Origin of the sequence: Pseudomonas brassicacearum subsp. brassicacearum (assembly GCF_008801605.1) — a bacterium.
Classification (GTDB): Bacteria; Pseudomonadota; Gammaproteobacteria; order Pseudomonadales; family Pseudomonadaceae; genus Aquipseudomonas; species Aquipseudomonas brassicacearum.
The window spans coordinates 162,514-184,949 of record NZ_VZPJ01000011.1 but is presented as its reverse complement, the minus strand read 5'-3'; the positions used below and the strand labels follow the sequence as shown (position 1 = coordinate 184,949).

At 62.1% G+C, this 22,436-nt stretch carries 18 protein-coding genes; 8 read left to right on the top strand and 10 right to left on the bottom strand.

Going from position 1 to position 22,436, the window contains the following annotated elements; translation table 11 throughout:
- Positions 1-160: 160 nt before the first annotated feature.
- On the top strand, positions 161-943 hold the full coding sequence (locus tag F7R20_RS23240) for a MetQ/NlpA family ABC transporter substrate-binding protein (protein ID WP_003196610.1): 783 nt from the start codon (positions 161-163) through the stop codon (positions 941-943).
- 331 nt (positions 944-1,274) lie between these two features.
- Here F7R20_RS23240 and F7R20_RS23235 read toward each other — a convergent pair whose 3' ends face one another.
- The gene (locus tag F7R20_RS23235; protein ID WP_003196612.1) at positions 1,275-2,435 is read right to left on the bottom strand and encodes an AAA family ATPase; all 1,161 of its coding nucleotides are present in this window, start codon (positions 2,433-2,435) and stop codon (positions 1,275-1,277) included.
- A gap of 137 nt (positions 2,436-2,572) precedes the next feature.
- On the opposite strand from F7R20_RS23235, the gene F7R20_RS23230 reads away from it, so the two are divergent.
- Genes F7R20_RS23230 through F7R20_RS23220 form a run of 3 tightly spaced genes read left to right on the top strand, consistent with a single transcriptional unit; the run spans position 2,573 to position 7,781 of the window.
- Entirely contained in the window at positions 2,573-3,676 is a 1,104-nt protein-coding gene (locus F7R20_RS23230) for an efflux RND transporter periplasmic adaptor subunit (protein ID WP_003196615.1), read from the top strand.
- Positions 3,673-4,737: an efflux RND transporter periplasmic adaptor subunit gene (locus tag F7R20_RS23225; protein WP_003196618.1), complete on the top strand. Its 1,065-nt coding sequence runs from the start codon at positions 3,673-3,675 to the stop codon at positions 4,735-4,737. The genes F7R20_RS23230 and F7R20_RS23225 overlap by 4 nt, the downstream gene beginning before the upstream one ends.
- Positions 4,734-7,781 (top strand): efflux RND transporter permease subunit, encoded by a 3,048-nt coding sequence (locus F7R20_RS23220; RefSeq protein WP_003196619.1) that lies wholly within the window; start codon positions 4,734-4,736, stop codon positions 7,779-7,781. The genes F7R20_RS23225 and F7R20_RS23220 overlap by 4 nt, the downstream gene beginning before the upstream one ends.
- Before the next feature lie 358 nt (positions 7,782-8,139).
- Here the strand turns inward: F7R20_RS23220 and F7R20_RS23215 are convergent, their stop codons facing one another.
- Positions 8,140-10,359, bottom strand: a complete 2,220-nt coding sequence (locus F7R20_RS23215; RefSeq protein ID WP_003196621.1) for a heavy metal translocating P-type ATPase — start codon at positions 10,357-10,359, stop codon at positions 8,140-8,142.
- Positions 10,360-10,445: 86 nt separating this feature from the next.
- Here F7R20_RS23215 and cadR point away from each other — a divergent pair, with 86 nt between their 5' ends.
- A complete protein-coding gene (gene cadR / locus F7R20_RS23210; RefSeq protein WP_003196623.1) occupies positions 10,446-10,892 on the top strand; it encodes a Cd(II)/Pb(II)-responsive transcriptional regulator in 447 nt (148 codons plus the stop codon).
- Positions 10,893-11,083: 191 nt separating this feature from the next.
- Here the strand turns inward: cadR and F7R20_RS23205 are convergent, their stop codons facing one another.
- From F7R20_RS23205 to F7R20_RS23195, 3 genes are all read right to left on the bottom strand, one after another.
- Complete coding sequence (locus F7R20_RS23205; RefSeq protein WP_003196624.1) at positions 11,084-12,055, bottom strand: thymidylate synthase; 972 nt, start codon at positions 12,053-12,055, stop codon at positions 11,084-11,086.
- A 49-nt stretch (positions 12,056-12,104) separates the two neighbouring features.
- Positions 12,105-12,914 carry a prolipoprotein diacylglyceryl transferase gene (lgt, locus tag F7R20_RS23200; RefSeq protein WP_003196626.1) on the bottom strand — a complete coding sequence of 270 codons (810 nt, stop codon included), beginning with the start codon at positions 12,912-12,914 and terminating at the stop codon, positions 12,105-12,107.
- A gap of 68 nt (positions 12,915-12,982) precedes the next feature.
- Positions 12,983-13,765 carry a sulfite exporter TauE/SafE family protein gene (locus F7R20_RS23195; protein WP_003196628.1) on the bottom strand — a complete coding sequence of 261 codons (783 nt, stop codon included), beginning with the start codon at positions 13,763-13,765 and terminating at the stop codon, positions 12,983-12,985.
- Positions 13,766-13,961: 196 nt separating this feature from the next.
- Between F7R20_RS23195 and F7R20_RS23190 the strand changes: the two genes are divergently transcribed.
- Positions 13,962-14,708 (top strand): NRDE family protein, encoded by a 747-nt coding sequence (locus F7R20_RS23190; RefSeq protein WP_003196630.1) that lies wholly within the window; start codon positions 13,962-13,964, stop codon positions 14,706-14,708.
- Positions 14,709-14,831: 123 nt separating this feature from the next.
- Here the strand turns inward: F7R20_RS23190 and ptsP are convergent, their stop codons facing one another.
- Together ptsP and F7R20_RS23180 are read right to left on the bottom strand one after the other, a co-directional pair.
- Positions 14,832-17,111: a phosphoenolpyruvate--protein phosphotransferase gene (gene ptsP / locus F7R20_RS23185; protein ID WP_003196632.1), complete on the bottom strand. Its 2,280-nt coding sequence runs from the start codon at positions 17,109-17,111 to the stop codon at positions 14,832-14,834.
- A 22-nt stretch (positions 17,112-17,133) separates the two neighbouring features.
- Complete coding sequence (locus F7R20_RS23180) at positions 17,134-17,613, bottom strand: RNA pyrophosphohydrolase (RefSeq protein ID WP_003186867.1); 480 nt, start codon at positions 17,611-17,613, stop codon at positions 17,134-17,136.
- A gap of 143 nt (positions 17,614-17,756) precedes the next feature.
- Here F7R20_RS23180 and F7R20_RS23175 point away from each other — a divergent pair, with 143 nt between their 5' ends.
- The gene (locus F7R20_RS23175) at positions 17,757-18,413 is read left to right on the top strand and encodes a histidinol-phosphatase (protein WP_003196633.1); all 657 of its coding nucleotides are present in this window, start codon (positions 17,757-17,759) and stop codon (positions 18,411-18,413) included.
- A 35-nt stretch (positions 18,414-18,448) separates the two neighbouring features.
- Here F7R20_RS23175 and F7R20_RS23170 read toward each other — a convergent pair whose 3' ends face one another.
- Together F7R20_RS23170 and ilvA are read right to left on the bottom strand one after the other, a co-directional pair.
- The gene (locus F7R20_RS23170) at positions 18,449-18,874 is read right to left on the bottom strand and encodes a DUF2269 family protein (protein WP_003196634.1); all 426 of its coding nucleotides are present in this window, start codon (positions 18,872-18,874) and stop codon (positions 18,449-18,451) included.
- 45 nt (positions 18,875-18,919) lie between these two features.
- A complete protein-coding gene (gene ilvA, locus F7R20_RS23165; RefSeq protein WP_003196635.1) occupies positions 18,920-20,434 on the bottom strand; it encodes a threonine ammonia-lyase, biosynthetic in 1,515 nt (504 codons plus the stop codon).
- A 137-nt stretch (positions 20,435-20,571) separates the two neighbouring features.
- On the opposite strand from ilvA, the gene rpiA reads away from it, so the two are divergent.
- On the top strand, positions 20,572-21,246 hold the full coding sequence (gene rpiA / locus F7R20_RS23160) for a ribose-5-phosphate isomerase RpiA (RefSeq protein ID WP_003196636.1): 675 nt from the start codon (positions 20,572-20,574) through the stop codon (positions 21,244-21,246).
- Between the two features lie 157 nt (positions 21,247-21,403).
- On the opposite strand, the gene F7R20_RS23155 is transcribed toward rpiA, so the two are convergent.
- Complete coding sequence (locus F7R20_RS23155; protein ID WP_003196637.1) at positions 21,404-22,318, bottom strand: SdiA-regulated domain-containing protein; 915 nt, start codon at positions 22,316-22,318, stop codon at positions 21,404-21,406.
- Between the last annotated feature and the right edge of the window lie 118 nt (positions 22,319-22,436).

Below are 22,436 nucleotides of genomic sequence, written 5' to 3'. Positions count from 1 at the left end.
TTTTGTTATATGCAATATTGATATATGTCCGTCCATAAAAAATATTTTTAAGGCATAAAAAATATCGGTATCTTCCGCATCACGCCAGCGATAGCACTTCGCTGGCACTCCCTCGTTGGCCGTCGTCCATGACGACAGTGATATTCGATAAGGACACTGCATGAAAAAGGTTCTGTTGTTCACCGCATTGGCGGCAGCCCTGGCCTCGGGCCTGGCCCAGGCCGCGGAAAAACTGGTCGTGGCGGCCACGCCTGTACCCCACGCTGAAATCCTCGAGCTGATCAAGCCAGCCCTGGCCAAGGAAGGCGTGGACCTGGAAATCAAGGTCTTCACCGACTACGTCCAACCCAACGTGCAGGTGGATCAGAAGCGCCTGGACGCCAACTACTTCCAGACCCTGCCGTACCTGACGAACTTCAACGAAGGCAAAGGCACCCATCTGGTGACCGTGATCGGCGTTCACGTCGAACCGTTCGGCGGCTACTCGAAGAAGTACAAAAAGCTGGCTGATCTGCCAAATGGCGCGACCATCGCGTTGCCTAACGAAGGCAGCAACAGCGGCCGTGCGCTGATCCTGCTGCAGAAGGCAGGCCTGATCGAGTTGAAAGACCCGAAAAACGCGTTGGCGACCCCGAAAGACATCGCCAAGAACCCGCACAACTTCAAGTTCAAGGAACTGGAATCGGCCATGCTGCCGCGTGTGCTGGACCAGGTCGACCTGGACCTGATCAACACCAACTATGCCCTGGAAGCGGGTCTCAACCCGGCCAAGGACGCACTGGTGATCGAAGGTGCGGATTCGCCTTACGTCAACTTCCTGGTGGCCCGTCCGGACAACAAGGACAGCCCGGCCATCCAGAAACTGGCCAAGGCCCTGACCAGCCCTGAAGTGAAGGCGTTCATCGAGAAGAAATACAGCGGCGCGGTACTGCCGGCGTTCTGATTCGCGCGGTAAACCTTGTCACGGTTTCAAGCGCCGACGGCTGATACAGCGTCGGCGTGATCGTTCCCCTCAGGCCACCCCGCTCTTCAACGCCCTGCGCAACGCCACCAACAATTTCACTATTTCCTGCGGTTCCAGTCGCTGCGGCACTTTTACGTCAGCCATGTTCTCTTCCTTGTGATGGTTCGGCCGGGTGAAAAACAGTGCTCCCTTGGAGGGGTACTTAAAAAATCCGTCTTTCGGCGAAAAGAAAAGTAGTCGTCTTTGTCCTTCGCGGCAAATTCGGGGTGTGGGAGCGAGCTTGCTCGCGATTCGGTTTATCAGGCGCTGGCTAGTCCGGCCAATGCCACGCCGGCTCATCCAACACCCGCTGCCCGACAATCCCGGTCTGCCCAAGCTCCTTTTCCAGCACGATGCAATTGCAACCCTCATCCTGCTCCAGGGCGGCGATCAGGCGCGTGGCGTGGGACACCACCCAGACCTGGCAATTGACTGAAGCCCGGATGATCAGCCGCGCCAAGGCCGGCAACAGATCGGGGTGCAGGCTGGTTTCCGGTTCGTTGAGCACCATCAGCGAGGGCGGTCGTGGTGTGAGCAGGGCGGCCACCAGCAACAGATAGCGCAGGGTCCCGTCCGACAGTTCGGCGGCGGACAACGGGCGCAGCAGGCCATGCTGTTGAAACGCGATAGCGAAACGTCCGCCTTGCAGTTTCTCGATGTGCAGGTGGGCTCCGGGGAACGCGTCGCCGATGGCGGCATGCAAGGCCTCGACGTCACCGATTTCAAGGATGGTCTGCAACGCGGCGGCCAGGTCGCGTCCGTCGTGGTGCAGCACCGGCGTGCGGGTGCCCAGTTGCGGTTGGCGCACCGGGGCGTCGGCATCGCTGCGAAAATGATCGTAGAAGCGCCAGCGACGAATGAACTCGCGCATCTGCAGGACCTCCGGCGAAGTACGCAGGCTGCCGACCTGGTCGAACAGGCTGTCGAAGGTCGGCGTGTGCTGGGCCAGCACATCCCAGGAGCGGCCTTCGCGGGCACGGATCATCGGCCCGTTGCGGTCCACCAGCAGGCTGGCCGGCCGAAACACCGGGCCGGCCCAGATGCATTCGCGCTTGATTTCAGGGTCCAGTGAAAATGCTGAAAGACTGGGCTCCGGCAAGCCCAGGGCGATGCAATAGCTGAAGTCTTCCCCAGCGAAGCCCAGGCGCAGGCGCTTGGTGCCCTGGCGCACAATCGCCTGGACCGGCACTTCGCCGTTACGCATGCGCCGGCTGATTTCTTCCGGCCCGGCCCAGAAGGTCGAGTCCAGTCCGCCTTCGCGGGCCAGGGCGTTGACCACTCCGCCCTGGGCTGTCTCTGCCAACAGGCGCAGGGCGCGGTACAGATTGGACTTGCCGCTGCCGTTGGGACCGGTGATCAGGTTCAGCCGACCCAGGGGGATTACCAACTTGTTGATGGAGCGGTAATTGGCCACCGCCAGGGTCTTGAGCATGAGCAGACTCCTGCTGCAGGGGTCCATAGGAGACGATCAGTTTGCCTGATTTGTGCTCCTGTTGTATTCGTTGAACCCTGTTCTAAGCTCACAGTCGTATCGTCACTGGTACGTCCGTACAGCGCAAAGGAGTCTGCATGGCTGGTCCCCGAATCAAACTGATAGTTGGCCTGGGCCTCTGTGCGATGTTGGCCGGATGCGGTGATGACAAGCCTGTGGAAAAAGCCCTGCCACGGGTTTTTGTGCAGCAAGCCGTGCCCAGCGAATACGCCGCTTCTGTGACCCTGACCGGCGATGTCCAGGCGCGGGTGCAGGCTGACTTGTCGTTTCGCGTGGGTGGCAAGATCATCGAACGCAAGGTCGATGTCGGCGCCCGGGTCTCGGCCCGGCAAGTGCTGGCCCGGCTCGATCCTCGGGACCTGCAGACCAACGTCGACTCCGCCGAGGCCCAGGTGGCTGCAGAGCAGGCGCGGGTCAAGCAGAGTGCGGCGGCGTTCGTGCGCCAGCAGAAACTCTTGCCCAAGGGCTACACCAGCCAGAGCGAATACGACGCTGCCCAGGCTCAACTACGCAGTAGCCAGAGTGCGCTGACCGCTGCCCAGGCCCAACTGGCCAACGCCCGCGAGCAACTGAGCTACACCGCACTGATTGCCGAGGCACCGGGCATCATCACGGCGCGTCAGGCGGAAGTCGGCCAGGTGGTGCAGGCCACGGAGCCGATCTTCAGCCTGGCCCGGGATGGCGAACGCGACGCGGTGTTCAACATCTACGAATCGCTGTTGAGCGAACCGCCGTCGGACCCTGCAATCACCATCAGTTTGCTGGATAACCCCGCCATCAAGACCACCGGCACGGTGCGTGAGATCACCCCGGCGGTGTCTGCCCAGACCGGCACCGTGCAGGTCAAGGTCACCCTCGATGATTTACCCGAAGGCATGCACTTGGGCTCGGTGGTCAGTGCCACGGCCAAATCCGCCGGCAAGACCGCCTTCGAGCTGCCCTGGTCGGCCCTGACCAAGAACCTTAGTGACCCGGCCGTGTGGCTGGTGGATGGTGAGGGCAAGGCGCAGTTGCAGACGGTGACCGTAGGCCGTTACCTGACCGGCAAAGTCATCATCAGCGATGGCCTCAAGGGCGGTGAGAAAATCATCACCGCAGGCGGGCAATTGCTACACCCCGGCGTACGCGTCGAGATCGCTGAAAACACCTCTGAAAAAACCAGGCCGGGAGCCCAGCCATGAAGCGTTTATGGATGGTCTCGGCCGGCCTCTTGCTGGCTGCCTGCTCCAAGGAAGAAGCGCCACCCGAACCGGTGCGCCCGGTGTTGTCCATTGAAGTCAGGGCCCTCGACCAGCAGGCGCTTGGGCGGTTCGCCGGGAATATCCAGGCGCGCTACGAGAGCGACGTGGGTTTCCGCGTGCCAGGACGGATCGCCAGCCGCAATGTCGACGTCGGCGCGGAGGTGAAGAAGGGCGACCTGCTTGCCACGCTCGACCCTACCGACCAGCAGAACCAGTTGCGCGCCGCCCAGGGCGATCTGGCGCGGATCGAGGCGCAGTACATCAATGCCCAGGCCAATGCCCGCCGCCAGCAGCAATTGTTCGACCGTGGCGTCGGTGCCCAGGCGCAGTTGGATATCGCCCAGACCGATTTGAAAACCACAGGCGCTTCCCTTGAACAGGCCCGGGCTTCGGTGGAGCAGGCCCGCGACCAGCTCAACTACAGCGAACTGCACACCGACCACGACGCCGTCGTCACGGCCTGGAATGCCGAAGCCGGGCAGGTGGTCACCGCCGGCCAGCAAGTGGTGACCCTGGCCCGCCCGGACATCAAGGAGGCGGTGATCGACCTGCCGGCCGGTCTGGCCGAGCGCCTGCCCGCGGACGTGGTGTTCGAGGTCGCCGCGCAATTGGACCCGAGCATCCACACCACCGCCACCGTGCGCGAGATCGAACCCCAGGCCCAGAGCGCCACCCGCACCCGCCGCGCGCGCCTGACATTGGCCGATACGCCGCCAGGTTTTCGCCTGGGCACGGCCATCAGCGTGACCCTGAGCTCGACCATCGAACCGCGCATCGAGCTGCCACTCAGCGCGTTGCAAGAGATCGACGGCAAGGCGCGGATCTGGCTGGTCGACCCGCACAGCCAGACCGTCTCGCCCCGTGACGTGCGGATTCTCGAACGTTCGGCCAGCTCGGTGCTGGTGGCCAACGGCATCAAGGCCGGCGATCGCGTGGTCAGCGCCGGGGTGAACAGTCTCCAGCCGGGGCAGAAAGTGAAACTCGACGAGGAAGCACGATGAAAGGGCCTTTCAATCTGTCCGAATGGGCCCTGCGACATCAGTCGTTCGTCTGGTACCTGATGTTCGTGGCATTGTTGATGGGCGTGTTTTCGTACATGAACCTGGGGCGCGAAGAAGACCCATCGTTCACCATCAAGACCATGGTCATCCAGACCCGTTGGCCTGGCGCGACCCAGGAAGAAACCCTCAGGCAGGTCACCGATCGCATCGAGAAGAAACTCGAAGAGCTCGATTCCCTCGACTACGTCAAAAGCTACACCCGACCGGGGGAGTCGACGGTGTTCGTGTACCTGCTCGACACCACCGGGGCCAAGGATATCCCCGAGATCTGGTACCAGGTGCGCAAGAAGATCAACGACATTCGCGGCGATTTTCCTGACGGCCTGCAAGGGCCCGGGTTCAACGACGAGTTCGGCGATGTCTACGGTTCGGTGTACGCCTTCACTGGCGATGGCCTGTCGATGCGCCAGTTGCGCGACTACGTAGAACAGGTGCGCGCCGAGATCCATGACGTCCCGGGCCTGGGCAAGGTCGAGATGGTGGGCGAGCAGGACGAAGTGCTCTACCTGAACTTCTCCACGCGCAAACTTGCCGCCCTGGGGATCGACCAACGACAAGTCGTGCAAAGCCTGCAAACCCAGAACGCCGTGACCCCGGCCGGGGTCATCGATGCCGGACCCGAGCGGATTTCCGTGCGCACGTCCGGGCAGTTCCAATCCGAAAAAGACCTGGCCAACGTCAACCTGCGGCTCAATGACCGCTTCTATCGACTGGCCGACATCGCCGATATCAGCCGCGGTTACGTTGACCCTGCCACGCCGATGTTCCGTTTCAACGGCACGCCGGCCATCGGCCTCGCCATCGCAATGAAGAAGGGCGGCAACATCCAGGATTTCGGCAAGGCGTTGCATGCGCGCATGAGCGAGCTGACCGCTGACCTGCCGGTAGGCGTTGGCGTGCATACCGTGTCGGACCAGGCCGAAGTGGTGGAAGAGGCGGTCGGCGGCTTCACCAGTGCCTTGTTCGAGGCGGTGATCATCGTCCTGGTCGTCAGCTTCGTCAGCCTCGGCGTCCGGGCCGGACTGGTGGTGGCCTGCTCGATTCCGCTGGTGCTGGCGATGGTCTTCCTGTTCATGGAATACAGCGGCATCACCATGCAGCGGATTTCCCTCGGTGCGTTGATTATCGCCCTCGGCCTGCTGGTGGACGACGCGATGATCACCGTGGAAATGATGGTCACACGCCTGGAAAAAGGCGACAGCAAGGACCAGGCCGCGACGTTCGCCTATACCTCGACAGCGTTCCCGATGCTCACCGGGACCCTGGTGACCGTGGCCGGCTTCGTGCCCATCGGCCTGAACGCCAGTTCCGCTGGTGAGTACACATTTACCCTGTTCGCGGTCATCGCCGTGGCGATGCTGGTGTCGTGGATCGTCGCGGTGTTGTTTGCCCCGGTGATCGGCGTGCACATCCTCAGCACCAATGTGAAACCCCACAGCGCCGAGCCGGGGCGGATCGGCCGGGCGTTCAACGGCGGCCTGCTGTGGGCGATGCGCAATCGCTGGTGGGCCATCGGCATTACCGTGCTGCTGTTCGTGCTGTCGGTGTTTTGCATGCGCTTCGTGCAGAACCAGTTCTTCCCGTCCTCGGACCGGCCGGAAATCCTGGTGGACCTCAACCTGCCGCAGAACGCCTCAATGGACGAGACCCGCCGGGCCGTCGATCGCCTGGAAGCGACCCTCAAGGGCGACCCGGATATCGAGCGCTGGAGCACCTACATCGGCGAAGGCGCGATTCGCTTTTACCTGCCGCTGGACCAGCAACTGCAGAACCCGTACTACGCGCAACTGGTGATTGTCAGCAAGGGCCTGGAGTCGCGCACGGCCCTCACCGAGCGCCTGCAAAAGCGTCTGCGCGAGGATTTCGTCGGGATTGGCAGCTACGTGCAGGCCCTGGAAATGGGGCCGCCGGTGGGCCGGCCGATCCAGTACCGGGTCAGTGGCAAGGACATCGACCAGGTGCGCAAGCATGCTATCGAACTGGCCACCGAGCTGGACAAGAACTCGCACATTGGCGAAATAATTTACGACTGGAACGAACCGGGCAAGGTGCTGCGCATCGACATCGCCCAGGACAAGGCGCGGCAGTTGGGCTTGTCTTCCGATGATGTGGCCAGGCTGATGAACAGCATCGTCAGCGGCTCGCCCGTGACCCAGGTCAACGACGATATTTACCTGATCGACGTGGTCGGCCGTGCCGAAGATGCCGAGCGTGGTTCGCCGGAAACCCTGCAGAACCTGCAAATCGTCACCCCGGGCGGCACCTCGATTCCGTTGCTGGCGTTCGCCACGGTGCGCTATGAACTGGAACAACCCTTGGTATGGCGTCGTGACCGCAAGCCGACCATCACCATCAAGGCCGCCGTGCGCGACGAGATCCAGCCCACCGACCTGGTCAAGCAATTGCAACCGGCCATCGACAAGTTCGCTGCCGGTCTGCCAGTGGGCTACAAGGTCGCCACGGGCGGTACGGTGGAAGAGAGCAGCAAGGCCCAAGGGCCGATCGCCAGTGTCGTGCCGTTGATGCTGTTCTTGATGGCGACCTTCCTGATGATCCAGCTACACAGCGTGCAGAAACTGTTCCTGGTGGCGAGCGTCGCGCCTCTCGGGTTGATCGGCGTGGTGCTGGCGCTGGTGCCGACGGGCACGCCCATGGGCTTCGTGGCGATCCTCGGGATCCTCGCGTTGATTGGCATCATCATCCGTAACTCGGTGATCCTGGTGACCCAGATCGATGAATACGAACGTGACGGCTACGAGCCCTGGGATGCCGTGGTGGAAGCCACCGAGCACCGACGCCGACCGATCCTGCTCACGGCGGCTGCGGCGAGCCTGGGGATGATCCCGATCGCCCGGGAAGTGTTCTGGGGGCCGATGGCCTACGCGATGATCGGCGGGATCATCATCGCGACGCTACTGACGCTGCTGTTCCTGCCGGCGCTGTATGTGGCCTGGTACAAGATCCGCGAGCCGAAGCGCGATTGAATTGGCGTTAACTCATGAGGGCTGCTGTGCAGCCCATCGCGAGCAAGCTTTGCTCCCACAGCAGATATGTGGTGATTCAAGTTCTGTCTTCACAAAGATCCAACTGTGGGAGCAAGCTTTGCTCCCACAGCAGATATGTGGTGATTCAAGTTCTGTCTTCACAAAGATCCAACTGTGGGAGCAAGCTTTGCTCCCACAGCAGATATGTGGTGATTCAAGTTCTGTCTTCACAAAGATCCAACTGTGGGAGCAAGCTTTGCTCCCACAGCAGATCCGTGGTGAATTCAGATTCTGTATTCGCAAAGATCTGTGGGAGCAAAGCTTGCTCGCGAGGCGTCATTTCAGCCCCCTGAGCGCTTCATTTGCGCAACAACCGCAACCCATTGAACACCACCAGCAAACTCACCCCCATGTCGGCGAACACCGCCATCCACATGGTGGCGAACCCGGCGAAGGTGAACCCGAGGAAGATCGCCTTGATCACCAACGCTAAGGCAATGTTCTGTTTCAGGATGCTTGAAGTCTGCCGCGACAGGCGAATGAAAGCCGGGATCTTGCGCAGATCATCGTCCATCAAGGCGACATCGGCGGTTTCGATGGCCGTGTCGGTGCCGGCCGCCGCCATGGCGAAACCGATTTCCGAACGGGCCAGGGCCGGGGCGTCGTTGATGCCGTCGCCGACCATGCCGACGCGGTGACCCTGGGCGTACAACGCTTCGATGGCTTGCAGCTTGTCTTCGGGCAGCAGGTCGCCCCGAGCCTGGTCCATGCCTACCTGCGCGGCAATCGCGTCGGCGGTGTGGGCGTTGTCGCCGGTGAGCATCAAGGTCTTGATGCCCAGGTCATGCAGTTGCCGGATGGCCTCGCGGCTGGAGTCCTTCACGGTGTCGGCCACGGCAAACAGCGCCAACGGGCCTGTAGCGTCGAGCAGCAGCACCACGGACTTGCCTTGTTTTTCCAGGGCGAAGAGTTTCTCTTCCAGTTCGGGCGAGCACAGGCCGAGGTCTTCCACGAGGCGGTGATTGCCCAGGTGATAAGTCTGCCCGCCGATGTCGCCGCGCACGCCGCGCCCGGCAAGCGCCTCGAAGTTATCCACAACCTGCTGTGTCAGTTGTTTATCCACAGCCGCGTTGGCAATCGCCCGGGAAACCGGGTGGTCGGAGCGGGCAGCGAGGCTGGCGGCCAGGGCCGGAGCGGTGGTTTCCACGCTCGGGTCCAGCGCCACATAGTCGGTTTGCACCGGCTTGCCGCGGGTGATCGTGCCGGTCTTGTCCAAGGCCAGGTAGTCGAGCTTGTAGCCGCCCTCCAGGTACACGCCGCCCTTGACCAGGATGCCTTTGCGCGCAGCGGCGGCGAGGCCGCTGACGATGGTCACGGGGGTGGAAATCACCAGTGCGCACGGGCAAGCGACCACCAGCAGCACCAGCGCCCGGTAGATCCAGTCGAACCACGCCGCGCCCATGAACAGCGGTGGGATGATGGCTACAGCCAGGGCCAGGACAAACACCGCCGGGGTGTAGATTTTCGAGAACTGGTCGACGAAGCGCTGGGTCGGCGCGCGGGAGCCCTGGGCCTGTTCCACGGCGTGGATGATTCGCGCCAGGGTGGAGTGATCGGCTGCCGCGGTCACGGTGTATTCCAATTCGCCGGCCTGGTTGATGGTGCCGGCAAACACCTTGTCGCCGATGGTTTTTTCCACCGGCAGGCTCTCGCCCGTGATCGGTGCCTGGTCAATGGTCGAACGACCGGCGACCACGTCGCCGTCCAGGCCAACCCTTTCGCCCGGGCGAACCCGTACCCGCGCACCGAGGGCGATGACTTTTACGTCTTGCGCCTGCCAGCTGCCATCGGCCTGTTGCACGGTGGCCTGTTCCGGGGCCATCTGCATCAGGCCACTGATGGCGTTGCGCGCCCGATCGAGGGATTTGGCTTCGATCAGCTCGGCCACGGTGAACAGGAACATCACCATCGCCGCTTCCGGCCATTGGCCGATCAACACGGCGCCGGTCACGGCGATGCTCATCAGCGCGTTGATGTTCAAGTTGCGGTTTTTCAGGGCGATCCAGCCCTTCTTGTAGGTACCCAGGCCGCCGCTGAGGATCGACACCAACGCCACCAGCGCGACCACCCAGTTTGGCGCGGCGCTGGTGAAGTGGATCAACTCGGCACCCAGGGCCGTCACGCCGGACAGCGCCAGCGGCCACCAGGGCTTGGCCGGGGCGGGCAAGTCAGGGGTGGCTTTCTCTTTGCCTGGCGTCATCGGCTCGGCCTGCATCCCTAAGGATTCGATGGCCTTGATGATGGGCGCGTCGCTAGGCAAATCATGGGTCACGCCCAGCACGCGGTTGATCAGGTTGAAGTCCAGTTGCTGCACGCCTTCGAGCTTGCCGAGCTTGTTCTGGATCAGCGTCTGTTCGGTGGGGCAGTCCATGGCTTCGATGCGGAAACTGCTCAGCCGCGCACCGTCCGTCGGCGTTTTGTCGAGGATGACCTGCGACGGGGCTGCTTTCGATGCGCAGCAGGAATGCCCGTGGTCATGGCCGTGGTCGGGTTTGTGGATGTGAAGGGAATCGCTCATCGGGTGACGTCCGTGAAAAGTGCCTGTTGCGCAGTAAAGACCCTGTAGCCACTATAGGGTCAAGCACCTATTTGGGAGGCCGCACCATGAAGATCGGAGAACTGGCGAAAATCACTGACTGCCAGGTCGAAACCATCCGTTACTACGAGCGCGAAGGCTTGCTGCCGGAACCGGCCCGCAGCGACGGCAATTACCGCGTCTACACCCAGGCCCATGCCGAGCGGCTGACGTTCATCCGCAACTGCCGCACCCTGGACATGACCCTGGAAGAAATCCGCAGCCTCCTGGCCCTGCGCGACAGCCCCCAGGACCAGTGCGAAAGCGTCAACGCGCTGATCGACGAACACATTCAACACGTCAAGGCCCGCATCGACGGCCTGCTGGCGTTGCAGACGCAACTGATCGACCTGCGCCATCGCTGCGGCGAAGGACCGGACCTGGATCAATGCGGGATCTTGCAGCGGTTGGAAGTCAGTGGAGCGGTGGCGCCGGAGGTGGAGCATTCGCATGTGGGGCGCAGCCACGGGCATTGAGCCCTTGCCGCTAATCCGAATACACAGAGGCCTATAGGCGAGCCTGCGGGAGCAAAGCTTGGTGCGATCCTGTGGGAGCAAAGCTTGCTCGCGATGAACGATAACGCGATCTTCTGACGGATCGAGGCGTTTCCATCGCGAGCAAGCTTTGCTCCCACAGGCCCGTCCACAGGGGTGATGGTGGGATTCTTTTAGACCGCCATCGGCGCGGTCATCGGCGCGTGGTGCTGGTAGCCTTCGAGGGAGAAGTCGCTCGGTTCCACCAACTCCAGCCACTCAGGCTGGTACACACCGGTCTTGGCGAATTCCGGCACACGCTCGGAAATCACCAGCTTGGGCATCGGGAACGGCTCGCGCGTGAGCTGTTCGTTAAGCATGTCCAAGTGGTTTTCGTAGACGTGGGCATCGCCGATGAAATAGGTGAACCAGCGCGGTGTGTAGCCGGTCAGGCGACCGATCAGGCTCAGCAGCGCGGCGCCTTCGGTGAGGTTGAACGGCGTACCCAGGCCCAGGTCGTTGGAGCGGATATAGAGGGTCAGGGAGATTTCCCTGGTCTCGACATTCGGGTGGAACTGGTAGAGCAGGTGGCACGGCGGCAGGGCCATCTCATCGAGCTGGGCGCAGTTCCAGCCGTGGAACAGGATGCGCCGGCTGCCCGGGTCCTTGATGATGGTGTCGACACACTGGCGAACCTGGTCGATGGCCTTGTACAGCACCACGTAGGCCTGGCCGTTTTCTTCGCCTTCGGCGATCTGCCGGTAACCCTGGGCCAGGGTCTGCTCGATGGCCGCCGGGTTGCTCAGGGGGATCTGTTTGTAGGCCGGCCACTTGCGCCATTGCACGCCATAGATCTCGCCCAGGTCGTCTTCGCCCTGGCGGAACGGGTTGGCCAGCCACTGGGCGTTTTCGTTGGCGTTCTGGTCCCAGACCTTGCAGCCCAGGGCTCGGAATTCGGCGGCATTGTTCACGCCGCGCAGGAAGCCGCACATCTCGCCGATGGCCGATTTGAAGGCCATCTTGCGGGTGGTGATGGCTGGGAAGCCATCTTTCAAGTCATAGCGCAGCATGGCGCCGGGGAAGCTGATGGTGTTCACACCGGTGCGGTTGGCTTGCTTGGTGCCGTTCTTGATGACGTGGGCCACCAGATCGAGATATTGCTTCATGGGTTACCTGTGTCCTTGAACCCGGGGCCAGCGCCCCGGGGTTCGAATTTTAAACCTTGGCCGCCGCAGCCGGCGCACGATGATAAGCCAGCCAGATCAGCGCCAGGCCGCCGACGATCATCGGCAGGCACAGCACCTGGCCCATGGTCAGCCAGTTCCACGCCAGATAGCCGAGCTGGGCGTCCGGTACGCGGACGAATTCAACGATGAAACGGAAGATCCCGTAGAACAGCGCAAACATGCCCGACACCGCCATGGTTGGCCGTGGCTTGCGCGAGAACAGCCAGAGGATCAGGAACAGTGCCACGCCTTCGAGGGCGAACTGATACAGCTGCGACGGGTGGCGCGGCAGCTGCGCCGGATCGCTGAACGGCGGAAAGATCATCGCCCACGGCACGTCGGTCGGCTTGCCCCACAATTCGGCATTGATGAAGTTGCCGATGCGCCCGGCGCCCAGGCCGATCGGCACCATCGGCGCGACGAAGTCCATCAGCTCGAAAAACGATTTGTTGTTGCGCTTGCCGAACCACAACGCCGCCAGCATCACGCCGATGAACCCACCGTGGAACGACATGCCGCCCTTCCAGACCTCGAAGATCAGCGTCGGGTTGGCCAGGTACGCACTCAGGTCGTAGAACAGCACGTAACCCAGGCGCCCGCCGACGATCACGCCCATGGATAGCCAGAACACCAGGTCGGAGAGCTTTTCCTTGTTCCAGGTCGGGTCGAAACGGTTGAGCCTGCGCGACGCCAGCAACCAGGCGCCGCCGATGCCGACCAGGTACATCAGGCCGTACCAGTGGATTTTCAGCGGGCCGATGGCCAGGGCCACCGGATCGATCTGCGGGTAAGGCAGCATTGATATTCCTCGTAAACGTCAAAAATACCCGGGCGACGGTGCCACCTCGGGATTAAGCCAGGATTGCGTCAGAACAGGAAACTCAAGCCGACGCAGAATAGCAGGGCGGCGAACAGCCGCTTGAGCAAGCGCGGTGACAGGCGATGGGCCAGCCGCGCGCCGAAGCGGGCGAAGACCATGCTGGTCAGGGCGATGCCCAGCAGCGCCGGCAAATACACAAAACCGAGACTATGGGCCGGCAGCAGCGGATCGTGCCAGCCCAGAATCATGAAACTTAAAGCACTGACCACGGCGATGGGCAGTCCGCAGGCCGATGAGGTTGCGACCGCCTGCTGCATCGGCACGCTGCGCCAGGTCAGGAACGGCACGGTCAGCGAACCGCCACCGATGCCGAAAATCGCCGAGGCCCAGCCGATCACCGTGCCGGCCAGGGTCAGTCCGGCCTTGCCCGGTACGCTGCGACTGGCGTTGGGCTTGAAGTCCAGGGCCAGTTGCACGGCAACGATCAGGGCGAACACGCCGATGATCTTTTGCAGGTGCGGGCCGGAAATCGCTTCGGCGGTGATCGCGCCGAATCCGGCACCGATCAGGATCCCGACGGTCATCCAGGCGAAAATCGGCCAGCGCACCGCGCCTTTGCGCTGGTGCTCACGCACGGCATTGACCGAGGTGAAGATGATTGATGCCAGCGAGGTGCCGACGGCCAGGTGCGTCAACACCTGCGGGTCGAAGCCCTGCAGGGTGAAACTGAACACCAGCACCGGGACGATGATGATCCCGCCCCCCACGCCGAACAACCCGGCCAGCACGCCGGCGCAGGCGCCGAGCAGCAGATAGAGCACAAATTCCACCAGCGTCTCCCCACCCATCCCCGAAATAAGAGCGGCATGGTAACGGATCCATGGTCCCTGGCTCCACTGAAGGCGATGGATGCATGATGGATGTGTGAGTAGAGTGGCTAATGATCGCTGTCCCTGTGGCGAGGGGATAAATCCCCTCGCCACAAAAGCGGTGTCGTTCAGCTTCATTTTTAAACAGGACAACCTGATGTGCCTGATCGTATTTGCCTGGCGACCCGGCCATGCCCGGCCGCTGATCGTGGCGGCCAACCGCGACGAGTTCTATGCCCGGCCGACCTTGCCCCTGGCCCAGTGGCCTGATGCGCCCCATGTGCATGCCGGGCGCGACCTGGAGGCCGGCGGCACCTGGCTCGGCATTGGCGCCGAGGGGCGCTTTGCAGCGCTGACCAACATTCGTGACCCGGGCCAGTTGCCGGCATTCAAGTCGCGTGGCGAACTGGTGGCGCGGTTTCTGACCGGAAATCTTTCGATTGCCGAGTATTTGAGCGAAATCGTGCCCCGCGCCAGCGAGTATGGTGGGTTCAACCTGCTGCTCGGCGATGGCGTCGAGCTCTGGCACCACAACGCCCGCGATACCCAGCCGCAGCGGTTGGGCGAGGGGCTCTATGGCTTGTCGAACGCTGGGCTGAACACACCCTGGCCCAAGTTGCTCAAGGCCCGCACGGCGCTGGGCGAAGTGCTGGACGATCCGCGGCCTGAGGCACTGCTTACGCTGTTGAACGACCCGCAACCTGCTTCGGTGGCTGAGCTGCCTGATACGGGGGTGGGAGTGGCGACCGAGATGCTGCTATCGAGTGTGTTCATCGCCAGCCCGGCCTACGGGACGCGGGCCAGTACGGCGCTGATTGTCCATGCCGACGGGACGCGGCAGATGGTCGAGCGCAGTTTCGGGCCGCATGGGGGGCATTTGGGGGAGGTGGAAGTCAGGGTTTAGTTTTTGCTGTGTGATTGCCGGCCTCATCGCGAGCAAGCTCGCTCCCACAGTGGATCTTCAGTGAACACATATTTTGTGAACAACCGAGATCCCCTGTGGGAGCGAGCTTGCTCGCGATAGGGGTCAGAGGGTCTTGTTCGAAGCCGGATTGATCATCCGCGCCAACCCAAGGTTCTTCAGCGCCAGTTGCAAGGAGCTGTGGATTACTTGCGGGTTGTCGATGGTCATCACCTCCGCGAGCAATTCCTGGGCCTTGCTGAGGTTGATCTGGCGCAGCATCCACTTCACTTTCGGCAGGTTGGTGGCGTTCATCGACAAGCTGTCGAACCCCATCGCCATCAGCAGCACTGCCGCCGCCGGGTCGCCGGCCATTTCGCCGCAGATGCTCACCGGCTTGCCTTCGGCATGGGCATCACGCACCACGTTCTGCAAGGCTTGCAGCACCGCCGGGTGCAGGTAGTCGTACAGGTCCGCGACCCGCGGGTTGTTGCGGTCCACGGCCAGCAGATACTGGGTCAGGTCGTTGGAACCCACCGACAGGAAGTCCACCTGCCGCGCCAGTTCCTTGGTCTGGTACACCGCCGCCGGAATCTCGATCATCACGCCCACTGGCGGCATCGGTACATCGGTGCCTTCGTCGCGTACTTCGCCCCAGGCCCGGTGGATCAGGTGCAGGGCTTCTTCCAGTTCATGGGTGCCGGAGATCATCGGCAACAGGATGCGCAGGTTGTTCAGGCCTTCGCTGGCCTTGAGCATGGCGCGGGCCTGGACCAGGAAGATTTCCGGGTGGTCGAGCGTCACGCGAATACCGCGCCAGCCGAGGAACGGGTTGTCTTCCTTGATCGGGAAGTAGGACAGGGACTTGTCGCCGCCGATGTCCAGGCTGCGCATGGTCACCGGTTGCGGGTGGAACGCGGCCAGTTGTTCGCGGTAGATCGCCAGCTGTTCCTTTTCGCTGGGGAAGCGCTGGTTGATCATGAACGGCACTTCGGTGCGGTACAGGCCCACACCTTCGGCGCCACGTTTCTGCGCCCGGGCCACGTCGGCCAGCAGGCCGGTGTTGACCCACAGCGGCATGCGGTGGCCGTCGAGCGTCACGCACGGCAGGTCGCGCAGCGCATCCAGGCCCAGGGACAGTTGCTTTTCTTCCTCGACCACATCGGCAAACTGCTTGCGCAGCACGTCGCTGGGGTTGGTGTAGACCTCGCCGTGGTAGCCATCGACGATCATCTGGATGCCGTCGACCTTGGAGTACGGCAGGTCCACCAGGCCCATCACCGTCGGGATGCCCATGGCCCGGGCCAGGATTGCCACGTGGGAGTTGCCCGAACCCAATACCGAGACCAGCCCCGCCAGCTTGCCTTCGGGCACTTCGCCGAGCATGGCCGGGGTCAGCTCTTCGCTGACCAGGATGGTGTTGTCGGGGTAGACCAGGGTCTGCTGGCGCTCTTGCTGCAAGTAGGCCAGCAACCGGCGGCCAAGGTCCTTGACGTCCGAGGCCCGCTCGCGCAGATAGGCGTCGTCCATCAGTTCGAAACGGTTGACGTGGTCGGTCACCACCTGGCGCAGTGCGCCCTGGGCCCACTGGCCGGTCTTGATGATGGTGGTCACTTCGCTGCCCAGGGAGGCATCGTCGAGCATCATCAGGTAAACGTCGAACAGCGCGCGCTCTTCAGGGCGCAACTGCGTCGCCAGCTTGGCCGACAGGGCGCGCATGTCGGCGCGCACGCCTTCGATGGCGGTCTTGAACAAGCCCAATTCGGCGTCGATATCGGTGATGGTCTTGTCTGGCACCACGTCCAGGTCGGCGGGCGGCAACATGACCACCGCCGTGCCCACCGCCGCGCCCGGTGAACCCGGTACGCCGACGAACTTGGCTTCCTGGATGCCCTTGCCCTGTCGACCCAGGCCGCTGATCGAGCCGGTGGCCTCGGCGTGGGCGATAACCCCGGCCAGTTGCGCGCTCATGGTCACGAGGAAGGCTTCTTCACCCTCATCGAACTGGCGGCGTTCTTTTTGCTGGATGACCAACACGCCGACAACGCGGCGGTGGTGGATGATCGGTGCGCCGAGGAACGAGGCATAGCGCTCTTCGCCGGTTTCGGCAAAGTAGCGGTAGCGCGGGTGATCCGCAGCGTTTTCGAGGTTCAGGGGTTCTTCGCGTGTGCCGACCAGACCGACCAGGCCTTCATTGGGGGCCATGCTGACTTTGCCGATGGAGCGCTTGTTCAAGCCCTCGGTGGCCATCAGCACGAAACGATTGGTCTCGGGATCCAGCAGGTAGACCGAGCAGACCTGGCTGCCCATGGCCTCTTTGACACGCAATACAATAATCCCCAACGCCGCCTTGAGATCCTTGGCGGAGTTAACTTCCTGGACGATCTTGCGCAGCGTATTGAGCATGGCTCGGGGTCGAACTCCGTCGTCAGTCGCGCGTCAGCAGGCGCGGGGCAAGCTCTTTGAGAGCGCGTCGGTACACTTCGCGCTTGAATGTCACCACCTGGCCCAACGGATACCAATAGCTGACCCAGCGCCAGCCATCGAACTCCGGTTTACCGGTCAAATCCATCCGCACCCGCTGCTCGTTGGAGATCAGGCGCAGGAGAAACCATTTCTGCTTCTGGCCGATGCACAGCGGTTGGCTGTGCGTCCTGACCAGGCGTTGCGGCAAACGATAGCGCAACCAGCCTCGGGTGCAGGCGAGTATTTCGACATCTTCTCGCTCAAGCCCCACTTCTTCGTTCAACTCGCGGTACAAGGCCTCTTCCGGCGTCTCCTGGGGGTTGATCCCGCCCTGGGGAAACTGCCAGGCGTCTTGATTGATACGGCGAGCCCATAGCACCTGCCCTGCATCATTCGTAAGAATGATCCCCACATTGGGGCGGAAACCATCGGGGTCGATCACGGCAACAACCTCGCAAACGCATGTCGCCGCATTGTTCCACAAAGGTTGTGAAAGCAGCAACGAGCCCGCCTAGCTTATGTGCACTCTTGTGAAAAGTCCGTATTCTGGACGCCTTTCTTCAGATTTTTCAGCGAGTAACTGCAATGCGGCTGGCTTTATTCGACTTGGACAACACATTGCTGGGCGGCGACAGCGACCACGCGTGGGGCGATTACCTGTGCGAGCGCGGTTTCCTGGACGCTGTGACCTACAAGGCACGCAACGACGAGTTCTACCAGGATTACCTGGCCGGCAAGCTCGACAACGCCGAGTACCTGAATTTTTGCCTGGAAATTCTCGGTCGTACCGAAATGCACGTGCTGGCCCAGTGGCACCTGGACTACATGCGCGACTGCATCGAGCCGATCGTCTTGCCCCAGGCCATCGAATTGCTGGAAAAGCACCGTGACGCCGGCGACAAGCTGGTGATCATCACCGCCACCAACCGCTTTGTCACCGGGCCGATTGCCGAGCGCCTGGGCGTCGAAACCCTGATCGCCACCGAGTGCGAGATGATCGACGGGCGCTACAGCGGGCGCAGCACGGATGTCCCGTGCTTTCGCGAGGGCAAGGTGACCCGGCTGAACCGTTGGCTGGAAGAGACCGGGCATTCGCTCGACGGCAGCTATTTCTACAGCGACTCGATGAATGACCTGGCGCTGCTGGAGGTGGTGACGCATCCGGTGGCGGTGGATCCGGATCCGAATCTTCGGGTCGAGGCCCAGAAGCGGGGTTGGCCGGTGATTTCGTTGCGCAATTGACTGTGGGAGCAAGCCTTGCTCCCACAGACTGTGTTTTAAACCGGCTTGGCCCCCATCAACCCCGCAATGGCGATAAAGCAGACAACACTGAACAGCGCCAAGGCAAAGGTAAACTTCCCGCTACCTCCCGGCGTCTTGCGCAATTTGTTCAGTCGCACCACCAGCCAGAACCCCGCCAGCGCCGCCACGGTGTAGAGCACGCTGGAAGCCAGCAGCCAGGTCTGCCCCAGCGACCAGCCAACCTGATGCACCATCCACCAGCCCGTGAAGGGCAGGCTTGCCAGTGCCAGGATCATCACCAGCCAGATGAACAGCCGCGGACGTTGCAGCGTGCGCGCCGCCGCCGTGGCATCGCCGTTGCGGCGCGTGCGCCAGACCCAGATGGCCAGCCCCAGGGCGCCCGCCAGCAGCAGTACGGTGGCGATGACGTGAGCGATCTTCAGCGCAGTCAATGTTTCCATTGTTGGATTTTCCTCAAGTCTTGCTCACAGCCTAGCCCGGCTTTATCAACCCAGGAACAGTTGGTAGGCCGGGTTATCGCTTTCATCCCAGTACGGGTAGCCGATTTCTTCCAGGGCGGCCGGCACCAGGTGGCGCTCATCGTGCGGCACCTGCAGCCCGGCGACCACACGGCCATCCGCCGCGCCATGGTTGCGGTAGTGGAACATCGAGATGTTCCAGCGCCCGCCCAGCTTGTTGAGGAAGTTGAACAGCGCACCCGGGCGTTCCGGGAATTCGAAGCGCAGTACCACTTCGTCGATGACATGTGCCGCATGTCCGCCGACCATGTGGCGAATGTGCAACTTGGCCAGTTCATTGTCGGTCAGGTCCAGCACCGGGAAGCCTTGTTCGGTCAGGCTGGCGATCAGCGCGCTGCGCGGGTCGTTTTCCGGGTGGGTCTGCACGCCGACGAAGATGTGCGCTTCGCTGCCAGTGTTGTAGCGATAGTTGAATTCGGTGATCTGGCGCTTGCCGACAGCTTCGCAGAACGCCTTGAAGCTGCCCGGCTTCTCGGGGATGGTCACGGCGATGATCGCTTCGCGGCCTTCGCCCAGTTCGGCGCGTTCGGCAACGTGGCGCAAGCGATCGAAGTTGACGTTGGCACCGGAGTCGATGGCCACCAGGGTCTGGCCGCTGATGCCCCGTGACTCGACGTATTTCTTGATCCCGGCCACGCCCAGGGCGCCGGCAGGTTCGGTGATCGAGCGGGTATCGTCGTAGATATCCTTGATGGCCGCGCAGATTTCGTCGGTGCTGACGGTGATGACTTCGTCCACGTAGTGCTTGCAGATATCGAAGGTGTGCTGGCCGATCTGTGCCACGGCGACGCCGTCGGCGAACAGCCCCACGGTCGGCAGGACCACGCGCTCGCCAGCGGCCATCGCCGCTTGCAGGCAATTGGAGTCGTCCGGCTCGACGCCGATGATCTTGATGTCCGGGCGCAGGTATTTCACGTAGGCCGCGATCCCGGCAATCAGCCCGCCACCGCCCACCGGGACGAAGATCGCATCCAGGCGTCCCGGGTGCTGGCGCAGGATTTCCATCGCCACGGTGCCCTGCCCGGCGATGGTGTGGGGATCGTCATACGGGTGGATGTAGACGTAGCCTTTTTCGTCGACCAGTTTCAGCGAATAGGCCAGGGCTTCGGGGAACGAGTCACCGTGCAGCACCACCTTGCCGCCACGTGAGCGCACGCCTTCGACCTTGATTTCCGGGGTGGTCTTGGGCATCACGATGGTGGCCTTGACGCCCAGCACCTTGGCCGCCAGGGCCAGGCCCTGGGCGTGGTTGCCTGCCGAAGCCGTGACCACGCCGCGTGCGCGCTCTTCGTCGCTGAGCTGGGTCAGCTTGTTGTAGGCCCCGCGAATCTTGAACGAGAACACCGGCTGCAAGTCTTCGCGCTTGAGCAAAATGCTGTTGCCCAGCCGCTCGGAGAGCTGGCGAGCGGTCTGCAGCGGGGTTTCTACGGCAACGTCGTAAACGCGCGAGGTGAGGATCTTTTTGACGTACTGTTCAAGCATCGGAAAGCATCACTGAGCGGGTTGGGCAGGGCCAAGGAGTCTAACCCGGCTTTTAGCTGGGCGACCACACGAATCCCAAGGTTTTGTTGGGTTATACTCGCGGCCCTCTTTACTTCCTGCCCGCTTTCGGAGCCCGCATGACCCAGGATCAACTCAAACAGGCCGTGGCCCAGGCCGCCGTCGACCTCATCCTCCCGAAGCTGGATGACAAGAGCGTCGTCGGGGTTGGCACCGGCTCTACGGCCAATTGCTTCATCGACGCGCTGGCGCAACACAAGGGCGCGTTCGACGGCGCGGTCGCCAGCTCCGAAGCAACCGCCGCGCGCCTCAAGGGCCACGGGATCCCGGTGTACGAGCTCAACACCGTGAGCGACCTGGAGTTCTACATCGACGGCGCCGACGAAAGCGACGCGCACCTGAACCTGATCAAGGGCGGTGGCGCGGCCCTGACTCGCGAGAAGATCGTCGCGGCCGTGGCCAAGACCTTCATCTGCATCGCCGACGCCAGCAAACTGGTGCCGGTGCTTGGCGCGTTCCCATTGCCAGTGGAAGTCATCCCGATGGCCCGCAGTCATGTGGCCCGCGAACTGGTGAAGCTGGGCGGCGACCCGGTGTATCGCGATGGCGTGCTGACCGATAACGGCAACATCATCCTCGACGTGCACAACCTGCAGATCACCAACCCGGTGGAACTGGAAAGCCAGATCAACGCCATCGTGGGCGTGGTCACCAACGGTTTGTTCGCTGCACGGCCTGCGGATGTGCTGCTGCTAGGGACCCCTGAAGGGGTGAAGACCCTGCGGGCTGAATAAACCGGGCGATCAGTTATTGGATTCAACACCGGACCCTGTGGGAGCGAGCTTGCTCGCGATGGCGGTATGTCAGTCGATACCTTCATGGCTGATACACCGCTATCGCGAGCAAGCTCGCTCCCACATTGGGTTTTTGTGGTAGTTCAGGGTAAGTGGATCAAGGTTGTGACTTCTTGAACACGTAGAACAGATTCGGCTCGCTCACCAGATACAGGTTGCCATCGTCGTCCATGGCGAGGCCTTCGGCCTGGGGCACGGTTTTTTGCAGGCCCTGGCGGCCCTTGCTCAACGACAGCGTGCTCAATGGCCGGCCGTCGATATCCAATTCGATAATCAACCGCGACTCCTCGGACAGCGCCAGCAAATGGCCGCTGCGTTCGTCGTATTGCAGGCTTGAGAGGTCGCGCACGAACAACCCGGCATCGCGCTTGGGGTTGTTGATCACATGGACTGCATAGGACTTTTCCGGATTGTGGTGAGGAAACCCATGCACTTCATAAATCAGCATCGGGTCGCGTTCCTTCGCTACGAACAGGCGTTTGCCTACCGAATCGTAGGCGAGTCCTTCGAACCCCTTGTTGCCGCTCATATGCACGCCCAGGGTCATCTGTTCGGCTTCGGCGGCGTCGAGGAATTGGGTGTCGTCTTCCAGGCGAATCTTTATCAGCCGCTGCTGGCGCTCGTCGGTGATGACGTAGATGTCTTCGCTGATGAATTCCACTGCCTCCGGATCGCCAAAGCCGATCAGCGCAATGCGCCGCAGGATCTTGCCATCGAGTGACAGCTCGATCAGCTCGGAATTCTGGTTGGTAACTGTAAACAAGCTCTTGCGTACCGGATCGAACGTCAGCGCCGAAACGTCATCGTTCAGGCCTTCGATTACCTGCGCCTCGACTGTGACCTGGTATTGGTCCAGTGCGATGGCTTGCTCGTTGATGGGTTTGAAGAGGATGTTGACGTTGAACCAGGCGCGTTCGAACAGGCGCAGGTGCTGGCCGGCGGCGATCAGGAAGATCAGCGCCAGCGTCAGCAGCATCAGGATCAAGGGTTTTGGGCGGGCGAGTCGACGCATGTCAGGGTGGGCTCGGATAAGAACAGGTGCGTGGAAATACCACGGCTGCCTGAACTGAAGCTTAATGGCTGTGTGCCACACCCTACAACGAAGGAAGATTTATCCCGCAGAGTTAGTG